14 protein-coding genes are annotated in these 16,851 nt (G+C 63.3%); 7 read left to right on the top strand and 7 right to left on the bottom strand.

Features of this window, described 5'->3' with window-relative positions; genetic code table 11:
* The first annotated feature begins 5 nt into the window (after positions 1–5).
* The 3 genes from ACK56M_RS09810 to queD all read left to right on the top strand — a co-directional run bounded on the left by ACK56M_RS09810 (position 6) and on the right by queD (position 839).
* Positions 6–182, top strand: coding sequence for a hypothetical protein (locus ACK56M_RS09810; protein ID WP_411959385.1), 177 nt, complete (start codon positions 6–8; stop codon positions 180–182).
* A gap of 24 nt (positions 183–206) precedes the next feature.
* Positions 207–419 (top strand): helix-turn-helix transcriptional regulator, encoded by a 213-nt coding sequence (locus tag ACK56M_RS09805; RefSeq protein ID WP_054572450.1) that lies wholly within the window; start codon positions 207–209, stop codon positions 417–419.
* A 63-nt stretch (positions 420–482) separates the two neighbouring features.
* Positions 483–839, top strand: coding sequence for a 6-carboxytetrahydropterin synthase QueD (gene queD / locus ACK56M_RS09800; RefSeq protein WP_015269720.1), 357 nt, complete (start codon positions 483–485; stop codon positions 837–839).
* Between the two features lie 68 nt (positions 840–907).
* Here the strand turns inward: queD and ACK56M_RS09795 are convergent, their stop codons facing one another.
* A complete protein-coding gene (locus ACK56M_RS09795; protein ID WP_177342386.1) occupies positions 908–1,387 on the bottom strand; it encodes a DUF1289 domain-containing protein in 480 nt (159 codons plus the stop codon).
* Positions 1,388–1,793: 406 nt separating this feature from the next.
* Between ACK56M_RS09795 and acnB the strand changes: the two genes are divergently transcribed.
* The gene (gene acnB / locus ACK56M_RS09790; RefSeq protein WP_023661205.1) at positions 1,794–4,403 is read left to right on the top strand and encodes a bifunctional aconitate hydratase 2/2-methylisocitrate dehydratase; all 2,610 of its coding nucleotides are present in this window, start codon (positions 1,794–1,796) and stop codon (positions 4,401–4,403) included.
* A gap of 208 nt (positions 4,404–4,611) precedes the next feature.
* Here the strand turns inward: acnB and prpD are convergent, their stop codons facing one another.
* From prpD to ACK56M_RS09760, 6 genes are all read right to left on the bottom strand, one after another.
* Positions 4,612–6,096, bottom strand: a complete 1,485-nt coding sequence (gene prpD / locus ACK56M_RS09785; RefSeq protein WP_411959384.1) for a 2-methylcitrate dehydratase — start codon at positions 6,094–6,096, stop codon at positions 4,612–4,614.
* A gap of 154 nt (positions 6,097–6,250) precedes the next feature.
* The gene (gene prpF / locus ACK56M_RS09780; RefSeq protein ID WP_054572632.1) at positions 6,251–7,441 is read right to left on the bottom strand and encodes a 2-methylaconitate cis-trans isomerase PrpF; all 1,191 of its coding nucleotides are present in this window, start codon (positions 7,439–7,441) and stop codon (positions 6,251–6,253) included.
* Positions 7,442–7,598: 157 nt separating this feature from the next.
* Positions 7,599–10,187 (bottom strand): Fe/S-dependent 2-methylisocitrate dehydratase AcnD, encoded by a 2,589-nt coding sequence (gene acnD, locus ACK56M_RS09775; RefSeq protein WP_015269715.1) that lies wholly within the window; start codon positions 10,185–10,187, stop codon positions 7,599–7,601.
* 191 nt (positions 10,188–10,378) lie between these two features.
* A complete protein-coding gene (prpC, locus tag ACK56M_RS09770; RefSeq protein ID WP_015269714.1) occupies positions 10,379–11,506 on the bottom strand; it encodes a 2-methylcitrate synthase in 1,128 nt (375 codons plus the stop codon).
* A gap of 167 nt (positions 11,507–11,673) precedes the next feature.
* The gene (gene prpB / locus ACK56M_RS09765; RefSeq protein ID WP_003259689.1) at positions 11,674–12,564 is read right to left on the bottom strand and encodes a methylisocitrate lyase; all 891 of its coding nucleotides are present in this window, start codon (positions 12,562–12,564) and stop codon (positions 11,674–11,676) included.
* Entirely contained in the window at positions 12,561–13,277 is a 717-nt protein-coding gene (locus ACK56M_RS09760) for a GntR family transcriptional regulator (protein ID WP_013971909.1), read from the bottom strand. The genes prpB and ACK56M_RS09760 overlap by 4 nt, the downstream gene beginning before the upstream one ends.
* Positions 13,278–13,606: 329 nt before the next feature.
* Between ACK56M_RS09760 and ACK56M_RS09755 the strand changes: the two genes are divergently transcribed.
* Genes ACK56M_RS09755 through ACK56M_RS09745 form a run of 3 tightly spaced genes read left to right on the top strand, consistent with a single transcriptional unit; the run spans position 13,607 to position 16,664 of the window.
* Positions 13,607–14,143, top strand: coding sequence for an ATP-dependent zinc protease (locus ACK56M_RS09755; protein WP_023662146.1), 537 nt, complete (start codon positions 13,607–13,609; stop codon positions 14,141–14,143).
* Positions 14,144–14,148: 5 nt separating this feature from the next.
* Positions 14,149–15,684, top strand: a complete 1,536-nt coding sequence (locus tag ACK56M_RS09750) for an inactive transglutaminase family protein (protein WP_013971908.1) — start codon at positions 14,149–14,151, stop codon at positions 15,682–15,684.
* Positions 15,684–16,664: an alpha-L-glutamate ligase-like protein gene (locus tag ACK56M_RS09745; protein ID WP_013971907.1), complete on the top strand. Its 981-nt coding sequence runs from the start codon at positions 15,684–15,686 to the stop codon at positions 16,662–16,664. Before ACK56M_RS09750 ends, ACK56M_RS09745 begins: the two co-directional genes overlap by 1 nt.
* The last annotated feature ends 187 nt before the right edge of the window (positions 16,665–16,851 follow it).

Below are 16,851 nucleotides of genomic sequence, written 5' to 3'. Positions count from 1 at the left end.
CATCCATGAACCTGATCGACTGCTACGTCACGAAGATCCTCGGCGAGCCGTACCGCAAGTTCGGCGCCTGGTGGGTCGATGTCGAGTACAACGCCTGGGGCAGCACCAGCAAGACCAGGCTCATGTTCCGCACCGAGGAAGCCGCCCGCGCGGCGAAGGTCGGGCACCACTTCTTGGCCTGACCCTTCTATATAAAGGAGACACCCATGCGACCCGCAGAAAACATCGACCGCTTCCTGCGCCTCGACGAGGTGCTGCACGTGACCGGCATTGGCCGTAACACCGTCTATCGCAGAATCCGTGAAGGCACCTTCCCAAAACAGGTTAAGATAGGCCCCAATTCGGTTGCCTGGCGCCAGTCGGACATCACCCAGTGGATGACCTCTTTCGACCCCAGCGACGACCAATCAGTACATTGAGCAGTACATTGTAACGCCAATTTCCGCTCAAGCCCTTATCCCACCAGCTATACAGGTCCACCAGTGGAAATCTTCAAGGAATTCACATTCGAATCGGCCCACCGCCTGCCTCACGTCCCTGCCGGGCACAAATGCGGTCGCCTGCACGGCCATTCGTTCAAGGTCGGCCTGCACCTGACCGGCCCGCTCGACCCGCACACCGGCTGGATTCGCGACTTCGCCGAGATCAAGGCGGTCTTCAAGCCGATCTACGAGCAACTGGATCACAACTACCTGAACGACATACCGGGCCTGGAAAACCCCACCAGCGAAGTGATCGCCAAGTGGATCTGGGACCAGGTCAAGCCGCTGCTGCCGGAACTGTCGAAGGTGCGCATCCACGAAACCTGCACCAGCGGTTGCGAATATACCGGCGACTGATTTGGTAAACGCACCAGCCCATTCGCGGGCGTGCCCGCGAAGAGGCCGGCAGCTTCACCAATAAAGCTTCAGCCCTGCCCCGCCTCCAAGGCATCGCGCAGGAAACCGGGGGCGATGTAGCGCTGGTAATGCGCCTCGGACAGCAGGAAGAACTCGCGGTCGATGGCGTCGCGCAACTGCGGCAGCTCCCAGTCGCGAAATTCCGGCAACAGCACCATGCCGTAGGCTTCCAGGTCGCGGATCATCCGCGCCCCGCGGGCAATCAGCTGGTACGCCCAGCAATATTCCGACTGCTGCTCGACAAAGCGGATGGAACGCTGCTCCAGTTGCTGGCGCAGCAAGCCTTTGTCGAACACCTCCAGCTTGGCCATCATCACCTGCACCAGCAGTTGCTCCAGGCGCAGCCACACGGCGCGCTTTTGCGCATCGTCGTAGCCGTTCCAGTTGATCACTTCGTGGTGAAACCGCTTGCAGCCACGGCAAACCGTGTCTCCGTAAACCGTGGAGCACAGGCCGACGCAAGGGGTCTTGATGGACTTGTTGGACATGAAAAACAACAGCTTGGCGATGGAACACGAACCCATGTTAGCCCTTTGTCTAACCAGGGTCACTCGTTAAAGTCATCTTCGCCGCCTTACCTTCGGGCTTTTTTTGCCGTAGAATCATCCCGCCTTTTCAAAGGCAACAATGTCCGTTGGAAGCTGTTTTCAAAGCGTCACGAGCACAGTTCATCCGGTAGAACGGCGTTGGCCCGGGCCATGCATCCCTCGCATGCCCGTGCCAGCCCTCATCAGCTCCCCGTTCTGCAGGCGTAAAACTTTGAAAGCAGCTTCTGTAAGGATTCTTTGCGACTCTGGCTGGGCGGCCCACAAAGCCGTGGCAGCGCATGGGTGCATTGAATGCTGGATGAGCGTCCCGGACCCCCTTTAGGGACCACTGATGAGGGAAATAACTGTGCTTGAAGCCTACCGCAAACACATCGAAGAGCGTGCCGCCCTGGGTATCGTGCCCCAGCCGCTGAACGCCGAACAAACTGCAGGCCTGGTCGAGCTGCTGAAAAACCCGCCGGCCGGCGAAGAAGCCTTCCTCGTAGACCTGATCACCCACCGCGTACCGCCAGGGGTCGACGAAGCTGCCTATGTCAAGGCCGCTTTCCTCTCCGCCGTCGCCAAAGGCGAAGCCAAGTCGCCTCTGATCGACCGCAAGCACGCCACCGAACTGCTGGGCACCATGCAGGGCGGCTACAACATCGAAACGCTGGTCGCACTGCTGGATGACGCCGAACTGGGCGCCGTCGCGGCCGAACAGCTCAAGCACACCCTGCTGATGTTCGATGCCTTCCACGACGTGGCCGAAAAAGCCAAGGCCGGCAACGTTCACGCCAAGGCCGTGCTGGAATCCTGGGCTGCCGGCGAGTGGTTCACCTCGCGTCCGGCCATCGCCGACAAGTACACCCTGACCGTGTTCAAGGTGCCTGGCGAAACCAACACCGACGACCTGTCCCCTGCCCCGGACGCCTGGTCGCGCCCTGACATCCCGCTGCACGCACTGGCCATGCTGAAGATGGCCCGCGACGGCATCGAGCCGCAGCAGCCTGGTTCGGTCGGCCCGCTGGCCCAGATCGAAGCGGTCAAGGCCAAGGGTTACCCGGTTGCCTACGTCGGTGACGTGGTCGGTACCGGTTCGTCGCGCAAATCCGCCACCAACTCGGTGCTGTGGTTCTTCGGCGACGATATTCCGTACGTACCGAACAAGCGCGCCGGTGGTTTCTGCTTCGGTACCAAGATCGCCCCGATCTTCTACAACACTATGGAAGACGCCGGCGCCCTGCCGATCGAATTCGACTGCACCAACCTGGCCATGGGCGACGTCATCGACGTTTACCCGTTCAAGGGCGAAGTGCGCCGTAACGGCAGCGACGAACTGGTCACCACCTTCGAGCTGAAAACCGAAGTGCTGCTGGATGAAGTCCGCGCTGGCGGCCGTATCCCGCTGATCGTCGGCCGTGGCCTGACCGAGAAGGCCCGTGCCGAACTGGGCCTGGGCGCCTCCGACCTGTTCAAGAAGCCGGAGCAGCCTGCCGATTCGGGCAAGGGCTTCACCCTGGCACAGAAAATGGTCGGCCGTGCCTGCGGCCTGCCAGAAGGCCAGGGCGTGCGCCCAGGTGCCTACTGCGAGCCGAAGATGACCACCGTCGGTTCCCAGGACACCACTGGCCCGATGACCCGCGACGAGCTGAAAGACCTGGCGTGCCTGGGCTTCTCCGCTGACCTGGTGATGCAGTCGTTCTGCCACACCGCGGCCTATCCGAAGCCGATCGACGTCACCACCCACCACACCCTGCCAGACTTCATCCGCACCCGTGGCGGCGTGTCGCTGCGCCCGGGCGACGGCATCATCCACAGCTGGCTGAACCGCATGCTGATGCCTGACACCGTGGGTACCGGTGGCGACTCGCACACCCGCTTCCCGATCGGCATCTCGTTCCCGGCCGGTTCCGGCCTGGTGGCCTTCGCCGCCGCCACCGGCGTCATGCCGCTGGACATGCCGGAATCCGTGCTGGTGCGCTTCAAGGGCAAACTGCAGCCAGGCATCACCCTGCGTGACCTGGTCCACGCCATCCCTTACTACGCCATCCAGAAGGGCCTGCTGACCGTCGAGAAGAAGGGCAAGAAGAACATCTTCTCCGGCCGCATCCTCGAGATCGAAGGCCTGAACGAGCTGACCGTCGAGCAAGCCTTCGAGCTGTCCGACGCCTCGGCCGAGCGTTCCGCTGCCGGTTGCACCATCAAGCTGCCAGAGAAGGCCATCGCCGAGTACCTGCAGTCCAACATCACCCTGCTGCGCTGGATGATCGGCGAAGGCTACGGCGATGCCCGCACCCTGGAGCGCCGCGCCCAGGCCATGGAAGCGTGGCTGGCCAAGCCTGAGCTGCTGTCGGCCGACGCCGATGCCGAATACGCCGAGATCATCGAAATCGACCTGGCCGAAGTGAAAGAGCCTGTGCTCTGTGCACCGAACGACCCGGACGATGCCCGCCTGCTGTCTTCGGTACAGGGCGAGAAGATCGACGAAGTGTTCATCGGTTCGTGCATGACCAACATCGGCCACTTCCGCGCTGCCGGCAAGCTGCTGGACAAGGTCAAGGGCGGTATCCCGACCCGTCTGTGGCTGGCTCCGCCAACCAAGATGGACGCTCACCAGCTGACCGAAGAAGGCTACTACGGCATCTACGGCAAGGCTGGCGCGCGCATGGAAATGCCAGGCTGCTCGCTGTGCATGGGTAACCAGGCACGTGTGCAGACCGGTTCGACCGTGGTCTCCACCTCGACCCGTAACTTCCCGAACCGTCTGGGCGACGCCACCAACGTGTACCTGGCATCGGCCGAGCTGGCCGCTGTCGCTTCGATCATCGGCAAGCTGCCGACCGTCGAAGAGTACATGCAGTACGCGAAGGACATCGACAGCATGGCTGCCGACGTTTACCGCTACCTGAGCTTCGACCAGATCGCCGAGTTCCGCGAAGCGGCAGCCAACGCCAAGATCCCGGTGGTTCAGGCGTAAGCTGAGTTGTAAGATGTAAAAGAAAGCCCCGGCAGAAATGTCGGGGCTTTCTTGTTTTGCCCGCACCAGTCGAGATCCCTGTAGGAGCAGCCTTGCGCTGCGAAGAGGCCAGCAAGGCGACAGACTCTCCTGAGCTTTAATGGCCTCTTCGCAGCGCAAGGCTGCTCCTACAGGGGTTGCACAGGCCTTGAGCGCTGTGCAGGCCGACTCAGATCACGAACAGGTCGACAAACCTGTGCACCGCCATCTGCTCCAGCTTCTGCTGGTCCTTGCACACATCCACGATCTCCCCACACCGCTGCCGCGCAAAGCGCGTCGCCAGGTTGTCCCTGAACTTGGCCTCCAGCAACGGTATGCCCTCCCCTCGCCGCCGGCGATGCCCGATCGGGTATTCCACCACCACCTGCTCGGTACTGCTGCCATCCTTGAAGAACACTTGCAGTGCGTTGGCGATCGAGCGCTTGTCCGCCTCCAGGTACTCACGGCTGAAGCGCGGGTCTTCAACCACCTCCATCTTCTCGCGCAGGCGGTCGATGCTTGGGTGATTGGCATGGAAGGCATCTTCATAATGCTCGGCCACCAGATGACCGAAAATCAGCGGCACTGCCACCATGTACTGCAGGCAGTGGTCGCGGTCAGCGGCATTGGCCAGCGGACCGCTCTTGGAAATGATGCGGATCGCCGACTCCTGGGTGGTGATGACGATACGGTCGATTTCGTGCAGGCGGTTACGCACCAGTGGGTGGAGGGCTACCGCCGCCTCGCAGGCAGTCTGAGCGTGGAACTCGGCGGGGAAACTGACCTTGAACAGCACGTTTTCCATCACGTAGCTACCCAGGGCTTGCGGCAGGCGCAGCTCTTGCTGCCCGGCAGGCTTGAGCGCCAGGTCCTTGTTGGTGTGGCTGAACAGCACATCGTAGAAGCCCCACTGCGGCGCGGTGAGCACGCCAGGCACGCCCATCTCGCCACGCAGGGCGATATCGGCCAGGCGCACGCCACGGCTGGAAGCGTCACCAGCGGCCCACGATTTGCGCGAGCCAGCGTTGGGTGCATGGCGGTAGGTACGCAGCGCCTGGCCGTCGACGAAGGCATGGGAAAGAGCGCTCAGCATCTGCTCACGGTTGGCCCCCATCAGCCTCGCACACACCGCGGTTGAGGCCACCTTGACCAGTATCACGTGGTCGAGGCCAACGCGGTTGAAGGCGTTTTCCAGCGCCATCACGCCCTGAATCTCGTGAGCCATGACCATGGCTTCGAGCACATCACGCATCAGCAGCGGTGCCTCACCTGCGGCCACGTGCTTCTGCGACAGGTGATCGGCAACGGCCAGGATTCCGCCAAGGTTATCCGAGGGGTGGGCCCATTCGGCGGCCAGCCAGGTATCGTTGTAGTCCAGCCAGCGCACCGTGCAGCCGATGTCCCAGGCAGCCTTGACCGGGTCGAGGCGGTAGGCGGTGCCGGGCACGCGGGCGCCATTGGGCACCACGGTGCCTTCCACCTGGGGGCCTAGCAACTTGGTGCATTCGGGGAAGCGCAGGGCCAGCAGGCCGCAGCCGAGGGTATCCATCAGGCAGTTGCGCGCGGTATCCAGGGCTTCGGCGGATTCGACCCGGTACGTAAGGGCGTAATCGGCGAGGGTTTGCAGCACCCGGTCATAGTCTGGGCGGGCGTTGAGGTCTACGTTGGCGCTCATATCCAGCTCCCTTCAGAATTGCCGGGGCTGCTTTGCAGCCCTTCGCGACACAAGGCCGCTCCTACAGGTACCGCGCACACCGTGTAGGAGCGGGCTTGCCCGCGAAGGGGCGCAAAGCGGCCCCAACGAACTAAAGCCGAGCGCCAGTGGTGCGTTAGAAGCTATCGCCAGGCACGCGAACCCAGCCCTCCATCAGCACGCGAGCACTGCGGCTCATGATTGCCTTGGTCACTGTCCATTCACCATTCACCTGGCGCGCCTCGGCCCCCACCCGCAGGGTGCCCGAGGGGTGGCCGAAACGCACGGCGCTGCGCTCGCCCCCGCCTGCGGCGAGGTTGACCAGCGTGCCCGGAATGGCCGCCGCGGTACCGATGGCCACCGCGGCCGTCCCCATCATTGCATGGTGCAGCTTGCCCATCGACAAGGCCCGTACCAGCAGGTCGATATCACCTGCCTGCACCGCTTTGCCACTGGACGCAGTGTAGGTGCTCGGCGGCGCGACGAAAGCCACTTTCGGCGTGTGCTGACGCCCGGCAGCCTGGTCGACGTTGTCGATCAGGCCCATGCGCACGGCGCCATGGGCGCGAATCGTCTCGAAGCGCAGCAGCGCCTGCGGATCGCCGTTGATGGCGTCCTGCAGTTCGGTGCCGGTGTAGCCGATATCCGCCGCATTGACGAAGATGGTCGGGATGCCGGCATTGATCAGGGTCGCCTTGAACGTACCGACACCCGGCACCTCGAGGTCATCGACCAGGTTGCCGGTGGGGAACATCGCCCCGCCGTCGCCATCTTCATCGGCCGCCGGATCTAAGAATTCCAGCTGCACCTCGGCGGCCGGGAAGGTCACCCCGTCCAGCTCGAAGTCGCCTGTTTCCTGCACTTCACCTTCGGTGATCGGCACATGGGCGATGATGGTCTTGCCGATGTTGGCCTGCCAGATGCGCACGGTGGCGATGCCATTGCGCGGGATGCGCGCCGGGTCGACCAGGCCGCTGCTGATGGCGAACGAACCGACCGCGGCGGAGAGGTTGCCGCAGTTACCGCTCCAGTCGACGAAGGCCTTGTCGATGCTGACCTGGCCGAACAGATAGTCGACGTCGTGCTCAGGCTTGATGCTCTGCGACAGAATCACGGTCTTGCTGGTGCTCGAAGTGGCACCGCCCATGCCGTCGATCTGCTTGCCGTAAGGGTCGGGGCTGCCGATCACCCGCAGCAGCAGTGCGTCGCGGGCCGGGCCGGGGATCTGCGCCTGCTCGGGCAGGTCTTGCAGGCGGAAGAACACGCCTTTGCTGGTGCCGCCACGGATGTAGGTGGCGGGGATTTTTACTTGCGGTACATGAGCCATGGATGTGCTGTCCTGTCTGATAGGCATAAAAACCCGGGGCTGCCATGCAGCCCATCGCCGGCAAGCCAGCTCCCACAGGAACCCAGCTGGCTGCAGGATGTGCAATCCCTGTGGGAGCTGGCTTGCCGGCGATGGGCCGCAAAGCGGCCCCCTGCAATTAGGCGGTCGCTTCGAGGAAGTCCTGGGCGAAGCGTTGCAGCACCCCGCCAGCCTCGTAGATCGACACTTCCTCGGCGGTGTCCAGGCGGCAGGTCACCGGTACCTCCAGACGCTCGCCGTTGGCGCGGGTAACCACCAGGGTCAGCGTCGCCCGGGGCGTGCGCGCGCCCAGCACGTCATAGGTCTCGCTGCCGTCCAACCCGAGGGTCTTGCGGTCGGTGCCCGGCTTGAACTCCAGCGGCAGTACGCCCATGCCCACCAGGTTGGTACGGTGAATACGCTCGAAGCCTTCAGCGACGATCGCCTCGACACCGGCCAGGCGCACACCCTTGGCCGCCCAGTCACGGGACGAACCCTGGCCGTAGTCGGCACCGGCGACGATGATCAGCGGCTGCTTGCGCTCCATGTAGGTCTCGATCGCCTCCCACATGCGGGTGACCTTGCCTTCCGGCTCGATACGCGCCAGCGAGCCCTGCTTCACGCTGCCGTCTTCCTTGCGCACCATTTCGTTGAACAGCTTGGGGTTGGCAAAGGTGGCGCGCTGGGCGGTCAGGTGGTCGCCACGGTGGGTAGCGTAAGAGTTGAAGTCCTCCTCCGGCAGGCCCATCTTCGCCAGGTACTCGCCGGCAGCGCTGTCGAGCATGATGGCGTTGGACGGCGACAGGTGGTCGGTGGTGATGTTGTCCGGCAGCACTGCCAGCGGGCGCATGCCGCGCAGGGTCCGTTCACCGGCTAAGGCACCCTCCCAGTACGGTGGGCGGCGGATGTAGGTGCTCATCGGGCGCCAGTCATACAACGGCGCCACCTTCGGCCCACGGTCTTCCTCGATGGCGAACATCGGGATGTACACCTTGCGGAACTGCTCCGGCTTGACCGCAGCACGTACCACGGCGTCGATTTCTTCGTCGCTGGGCCAGATATCCTTGAGGCGGATTTCCTTGCCATCGACCACGCCCAGTACATCCTTCTCGATGTCGAAGCGAATGGTACCGGCGATGGCGTAGGCCACTACCAGTGGCGGCGAAGCGAGGAAGGCCTGCTTGGCATACGGGTGGATGCGCCCGTCGAAGTTGCGGTTGCCCGACAGCACGGCAGTGGCGTACAGGTCACGGTCGATGATCTCTTGCTGGATCACCGGGTCCAGGGCACCGGACATGCCGTTGCAGGTGGTACAGGCGAAGGCGACGATGCCAAAGCCGAGCTGCTCAAGCTCCTTCTCCAGCCCGGCTTCTTCCAGGTACAGCTGCACGGCCTTGGAACCAGGCGCCAGCGACGACTTGACCCACGGCTTGCGGGCCAGCCCCAGTTTGTTGGCATTGCGCGCCAGCAGGCCTGCGGCAATCACGTTGCGCGGGTTGCTGGTGTTGGTGCAGCTGGTGATGGCAGCAATGATCACCGCGCCATCTGGCATCTGCCCTGGCACTTCTTCCCAGCTGCCAGCGATGCCTTTGGCCGCCAGGTCGCTGGTGGCGACGCGGGCATGCGGGTTGGACGGGCCGGCCATGTTGCGCACCACGCTCGACAGGTCGAAGCTCAGCGTGCGCTCGTAGACTGCACCGCCCAGGCTGTCGGCCCACAGGCCGGTGGCCTTGGCATAGGTTTCCACCAGCTTGACCTGTTGCTCTTCGCGACCGGTCAGGCGCAGGTAGTCGATGGTCTGCTGGTCGATGGCGAACATCGCCGCAGTGGCGCCATATTCCGGGGCCATGTTGGAAATGGTGGCGCGGTCGCCCAGGGTCAGGGCACGTGCACCCTCGCCGTGGAACTCCAGGTAGGCGCCGACGACTTTCTGCTTGCGCAGGAATTCGGTCAGGGCCAGCACCAGGTCGGTGGCGGTGATGTTCGGCGCCAGCTTGCCGGTCAGCTCGACGCCGACGATTTCCGGCAGGCGCATCCACGAGGCACGGCCGAGCATCACGTTCTCGGCCTCCAGGCCACCCACGCCGATGGCAATCACGCCCAGGGCGTCGACATGCGGGGTGTGGCTGTCGGTGCCGACGCAGGTATCCGGGTAGGCCACGCCACGGTCGTTGTGGATCACCGGCGACATCTTCTCCAGGTTGATCTGGTGCATGATGCCGTTGCCCGGCTGGATCACGTCGACGTTCTTGAACGCCTTCTTGGTCCAGTTGATGAAATGGAAGCGGTCTTCGTTGCGGCGGTCTTCGATGGCGCGGTTCTTTTCGAAGGCCTGCGGGTCGAAACCACCGCACTCGACGGCCAGCGAGTGGTCGACGATCAGCTGCACCGGCACCACAGGGTTGACCTGGGCCGGGTCGCCGCCTTTGTCGGCAATGGCGTCACGCAGGCCGGCGAGGTCGACCAGTGCAGTCTGGCCGAGAATGTCGTGGCACACCACGCGGGCCGGGAACCACGGGAAGTCGAGGTCGCGCTTGCGCTCGATCAGCTGGCCCAGCGAGGCGTCGAGGGTAGCCGGGTCGCAGCGGCGCACCAGGTTCTCGGCGAGTACGCGAGAGGTGTAAGGCAGGCCATCGTAGGCGCCGGGCTTGATGGCCTCGACCGCCGCGCGGGCATCGAAGTAGTCCAGGTCGGTGCCTGGCAGGTGCTTGCGGAATGCAGTGTTCATATCGTTATCAGGCTCGGTCACGGTACGGTCGTGGATAGCTTTCTAGTTGCAGCCCTGTGTCAGCTGTTCCGGCCTCATCGCCGGCAAGCCGGCTCCCACAGGTATTGCACTGCTCCTGAGGCTGGTGCAGTCCCTGTGGGAGCCGGCTTGCCGGCGATGAGGCCGGAACAGACCCCCACAGGTACGGCCTGTCAGCGCTGTTCGATCGGCACGAACTGGCGCTGCTCGACGCCGACATACTCGGCGCTCGGGCGGATGATGCGGTTGTTGGCGCGCTGTTCGAAGACGTGCGCCGCCCAGCCGGTCAGGCGCGAGCAGACGAAGATCGGGGTGAACAGCTTGGTCGGGATGCCCATGAAGTGGTACGCCGAGGCGTGGTAGAAGTCGGCGTTGGGGAACAGGCGCTTCTGCTCCCACATGGTCTTGTCGATGGCTTCGGAGACCGGGTACAGCACCTTGTCACCGACTTCGTCGGCGAGCTGTTTCGACCAGCCCTTGATCACCTCGTTGCGCGGGTCGGACTCTTTGTAGATGGCATGGCCAAAGCCCATGATCTTGTCCTTGCGCTCGAGCATGCGCAGCAGCTCGGCAGTGGCTTCCTGCGGGCTCTGGAAGCGTTCGATCAATTCCATCGCCGCCTCGTTGGCACCGCCGTGCAGCGGGCCGCGCAGGGAGCCGATGGCAGCGGTGACGCAGGAGTACAGGTCGGACAGGGTCGAGGCACAGACGCGAGCGGTGAAGGTCGAGGCGTTGAACTCGTGCTCGGCGTAGAGGATCAGCGACACGTTCATGACCTTGACGTGCAGCTCGCTCGGCTTCTTGCCGTGCAGCAGGTGCAGGAAGTGGCCACCGAGGGTGTCTTCGTCGCTGGTGCAGTCGATACGCACGCCATCGTGGGTGAAGCGATACCAGTAGCACATCACCGCCGGGAACAGCGCCAGCAGGCGGTCGGTCTTGTCGCGCTGGGCCTCGAAGGTCAGTTCGGGCTCCAGGGTACCCAGCACCGAGCAACCTGTGCGCATCACGTCCATCGGGTGGGCGTCACGCGGGATGCGCTCGAGCACTTCCTTCAGGGCTTGCGGCAGGTCGCGCAGGCCCTTGAGCTTGCGCTTGTAGTCGGCCAGTTCGGCTTTGTTCGGCAGCTCGCCGTACAGCAACAGGTAGGCGACTTCCTCGAATTCGGCACCGGCTGCCAGGTCACGCACATCGTAACCGCGGTAGGTCAGCCCGGCACCGGCCTGGCCCACGGTCGACAGCGCGGTCTGGCCGGCCACCTGGCCGCGCAGGCCTGCGCCACTGAGTACTTTTGCTTCGGCCATGGTGTTTCTCCTTTCTTGAACTTGTTATGGATTCTTTCTGGCTAATTCGGGGGTGGCTGTATCGGCCCTATCGCCGGCAAGCCAGCTCCCACAATGTCCTGCACAGGGCTCGAACCTTGTGCGGTACCTGTGGGAGCCGGCTTGCCGGCGATGAGGCCCTCACAGGCTCAACCTTTTTTCTGGGCAAACAGCGCATCGAGGCTCTGCTCGAAGGCGTGGTAACCAATGGCATCGTAAAGCTCCATGCGGGTCTGCATGGTGTCGATCACGTTCTTCTGCGTGCCGTCGCGGCGCAGCGCGGTGTACACGTTCTCGGCTGCCTTGTTCATGGCGCGGAACGCCGACAGCGGGTACAGCACCAGCGACACGTCGACCGAGGCCAGCTCCTCGGTGGTGTACAGCGGCGTGGCGCCGAACTCGGTGATGTTGGCCAGGATCGGTGCCTTCACCCGGTCGGCGAAGGTCTTGTACATCTGCAGCTCGGTGATGGCTTCAGGGAAGATCATGTCGGCACCGGCCTCGACGCAGGCGGCGGCGCGGTCCAGGGCGGCGTTCAGGCCCTCCACGGCCAGGGCGTCGGTACGCGCCATGATCACGAAGCTGTCATCGGTACGGGCATCGACTGCGGCCTTGATGCGGTCGACCATTTCCTGCTGGCTGACGATTTCCTTGTTCGGGCGGTGGCCGCAGCGCTTGGCGCCAACCTGGTCCTCGATATGGATGGCGGCAGCGCCGAACTTGCTCATCGAGCGCACGGTACGGGCGACGTTGAAGGCAGAGGCACCAAAACCGGTGTCGACATCCACCAGCAGCGGCAGGTCGCACACGTCGGTGATGCGGCGCACATCGGTGAGTACATCGTCCAGGCCGCTGATGCCCAGGTCCGGCAGGCCCAGCGAACCGGCGGCGACGCCGCCACCGGACAGGTAGATGGCCTTGAAGCCGGCGCGCTTGGCCAGCAGGGCATGATTGGCATTGATGGCGCCAACCACCTGCAGCGGATGTTCAGCGGCAACGGCGTCGCGGAAACGCTGACCGGGGGTGCTCTTCACAGTCATTTCTCACCTCGTGGGCTGTTGTTGTGGGCGTCCAGATAGTGACGCTCGATATTGCGCTTGGACGCGCCGATGTGGCGGCGCATCAGAAGTTCGGCCAGCTCGCCGTCACGGTCGGCGATGGCATCGAGAATGCGGTGGTGTTCGGCAAAGGCCTGGCGCGGCCGGTTGGGCGTGGCGGAAAACTGGATGCGGTACATGCGCACCAGCTGGTACAGCTCGCCGCAGAGCATCTTGACCAGGGTCTGGTTACCGCTGCCCTGGATGATCCGGTAATGAAAGTCGTAGTCGCCTTCCTGCTGGTAATAGCCCAGGCCGGCCTGGAACGCGGCATCGCGCTCGTGGGTGTCGAGCACCCGGCGCAGTTCGTCGATGTCGGCCTGGCTCATGCGTTCGGCGGCCAGGCGGCAAGCCATGCCTTCCAGCGATTCGCGAATTTCGTACAGCTCGATCAGTTCGGCATGATTGAGCGACACCACCCGCGCCCCCACATGCGGCACGCGCACCAGCAGGCGCTGGCCTTCGAGGCGGTGGATGGCCTCGCGCAGCGGCCCGCGGCTGATGCCATAGGTACGCGCCAGCTCCGGCTCGGAAATCTTGCTGCCGGGGGCGATATCGCCCTTGACGATGGCCGCCTGGATGCGCCGGAAGACGTTTTCGGACAAGGTTTCCGTTTCGTCTGTCAGCACCGGGCTGGGGGTGGATAGGTCCTGCATATTGTCGACACCTTGAAAATCTCTTTGCCAGAAATTAGCGAATTAGACCGAAGCAGTCAAAGACAAAATCAATATTGTCGACAATCGTCTAAGAACGAACTAATGCCAGCCCGGTGCTGTCAGATCGCGCACCGCTGGCGTCAAGGCGCCGGCGTGATAGAATGCCGCGCCTCCGATGGAGTATGGATAGCCTGTCTGTCATCCATTCATGCTGTTGACAGATGAACGAGGAAGCTTGCGCAGTCGCTGCCAGTCGCCTTGCCCTGAACACGGCTCTGAACATGGCTTTGAAAACAGCCCCGAACCTTGCACTGCACCGCGCCAGGAATATGAGACTTACACCCGCATCATTGCTGCTCTGCCTCACCCTGCTGCCGGCCCTTGGCCAGGCCGCAGGCAAGACCGTGTACGGTCTCAACGAATATGCACGCCTGGGCGACCTGGACCTGGAAGTGGCCGCCAAGCTCGACACCGGCGCCAAGACCGCGTCGCTCAGCGCCCGCGACATCAAGCGTTTCAAGCGCAACGGCGAAAGCTGGGTGCGCTTCTACCTGGCCATCGACGCCGCCCATTCGCACCCTATCGAACGCCCGCTGGCACGCGTAAGCAAGATCAAGCGCCGGGCCGGCGACTATGATGCTGAATCGGGCAAGGCCTACACCGCGCGCCCGGTCATCGAACTTGAAATCTGCATGGGCCAGGCCATGCGCACCATCGAAGTCAACCTCACCGACCGCAGCGCCTTCCAGTTCCCGCTGCTGATCGGCTCCGAGGCGCTCAAGCACTTCGACGCGCTGGTCGACCCAAGCCTTAAATACGCGGCCGGCAAACCTGCCTGTGCCACCGACGCTCCCAAAGCAGAGTAATCCCGATGCGCTCTCTTACCCTCCATCTGAAAGTCCTGATCACCGTGCTGGTGCTGTTGGGCGTGGCGGTCACGGCTTATCAGATCTTCGTACTCGGCATCCCGGTAACCGAGGATGAAACCGACGACCTGTGGAACATCGACGCCAAGGTCGAGTTCGTGGCCAGCACCAAGGACCCGGTCAAGGTGCAGATGTTCGTGCCACCGCTGAACCGCGACTACGTCAGCCTCAACGAGAGCTTCATCTCCAACAACTACGGGGTGAGCGTCAACCGTGCCGACGGCAACCGCAAGGTTACCTGGTCGGCCCGCCGCGCCAGCGGCAACCAGACCCTCTACTACCGCCTGGTGCTGACCAAGCGCTACAGCAACGAGAAGACCACGGTCAAAGGCCCGACCTTCCGTGACAGCCTGGCAGTGGAAGGCCCCGAAAAGATCGCCGCCGAGGCCCTGATGGCGCCGATCCGCCAGCATTCGGCCGACGTCGAGACCTTCGTCAGCGAGACCATCAAGCGGGTCAACAACCTCAACGACGACAACGTCAAGCTTCTGCTGGCCGGCGACACCTCGGCCATGAAGAAGGCCCAGGTCATCGACCTGCTGCTGTCGATCGCCCACGTACCGATGGAGAAGGTGCACACCATCCGCCTGGTGGCCGACACCCCGCAAACCCCGGAACTGTGGCTGCGCAGCTTCAACGGTACCGACTGGCTGTACTTCAACCCGGACACCGGCGAGCAGGGCCTGCCCAGCGATCGCCTGCTGTGGTGGACCGGTGACGACAACCTGATCACCGTCGATGGCGGCAAGAAGGCCAACGTTACCTTCAGCATGAACAACAGCGAGATGAACGCCATCCGTCTGGCCAAGCTGACCGACGAGAATACCGACGCCGACTTCCTAGAATATTCGCTGTACGGCCTGCCGCTGCAGACCCAGCAAACCTTCATGATCATGGTGATGATCCCGATCGGTGTGCTGGTGATCCTGGTGCTGCGCAACCTGGTCGGCCTGCAGACACTGGGTACCTTCACCCCGGTACTGATCGCCCTGGCCTTCCGCGAGACCCAGCTGGGCTTCGGTATCGTGCTGTTCACGGTAATCACCGCCCTGGGCCTGTCGCTGCGCTCGTACCTGGAACACCTGAAGCTGCAGATGCTGCCACGCCTGTCTGTGGTACTGACCTTCGTCGTGGTGCTGATTGCCGCCATCAGCCTGTTCAGCCACAAGCTGGGCCTGGAGCGCGGGTTGTCGGTAGCGCTGTTCCCGATGGTGATCCTGACCATGACCATCGAGCGCCTGTCCATCACCTGGGAAGAGCGTGGCGGCGGCCATGCCATGAAAGTGGCCATCGGCACCCTGTTCGCCGCTTCCCTGGCGCACCTGTTGATGATGGTGCCGGAGCTGGTGTACTTCGTGTTCACCTTCCCGGCCGTGCTGCTGATCCTGGTGGGCTTCATGCTGGCAATGGGTCGCTACCGCGGCTACCGCCTGACCGAGCTCGTGCGCTTCAAGGCATTCCTGAAGAAGGCTGACGCCTGATGTTTGGCCTGATCAAGACGTGGAAAGCCCTGGAGGCCCGGGGCATCATGGGTATCAACCGGCGCAACGCGGACTACGTGCTGAAGTACAACAAGCGCCACCTGTACCCGATCGTCGACGACAAGATCATCACCAAGGAGCGCGCCCTGGCGGCCGGCATCCATGTGCCGGAAATGTACGGCATCATCGAGACCGAGAAAGAGATCGAGAAGCTCGACCAGATCATCGGCGGGCGCAACGATTTCGTCATCAAGCCGGCGCAGGGCGCTGGCGGTGACGGCATCCTGGTGATCGCCGACCGCTTCGAGGACCGTTACCGCACGGTATCGGGCAAGATCATCAGCCACGAGGAGATCGAACACCAGATCTCGAGCATCCTCACCGGCCTGTACTCCTTGGGCGGCCACCGCGACCGCGCACTGATCGAGTACCGGGTCACCCCCGACCAGATCTTCAAGAGCATCAGCTACGAAGGCGTGCCGGACATCCGCATCATCGTGCTGATGGGCTACCCGGTGATGGCCATGCTGCGCCTTCCGACCCGCCAGTCCGGCGGCAAGGCCAACCTGCACCAGGGCGCCATCGGCGTGGGTGTCGACCTGGCCACCGGCGTTACCCTGCGCGGCACCTGGCTGAACAACATCATCAGCAAGCACCCGGACACCACCAATGCGGTGGATGGCGTGCAGTTGCCGAACTGGGACGGTTTCATGAAGCTGGCGGCCGGCTGCTACGAGCTGTGCGGCCTGGGCTACATCGGTGTCGACATGGTGCTGGACCAGGACAAGGGGCCGCTGATCCTCGAACTCAACGCCCGCCCGGGCCTGAACATCCAGATCGCCAACGACTGCGGCCTGACCCAGCGCACCCACGCCATCGAGGCGCACCTGGAAGCGCTGGCCAAGGATGGCATCAGCGAAGATGCCGAACAGCGCGTGCGAGTATCGCAAGGTTTGTTCGGGCACGTGCATCCGCGCTAGCAACCCGGGGGGCCGCTTTGCGGCCCATTCGCAGCACAAGGCTGCTCCTACAGGTTTACGCTATCTCCTGCAGGAGCAGCCTTGTGCTGCGAATGGGCTGCAAAGCAGCCCCCCGGCGCCAAACACAATGTTGAATGTCGCGCCCAGCGCTAGGCGCATTTCCTGCACAGGTCTACAATCGCTCTCC

Source organism: Pseudomonas sp. s4 (assembly GCF_046764235.1).
In the GTDB taxonomy this organism is placed as follows: Bacteria; Pseudomonadota; Gammaproteobacteria; order Pseudomonadales; family Pseudomonadaceae; genus Aquipseudomonas; species Aquipseudomonas asiatica.
The sequence above is the reverse complement of the archived record's forward strand: the minus strand, read 5'-3'. Positions and strand labels throughout refer to the sequence as shown.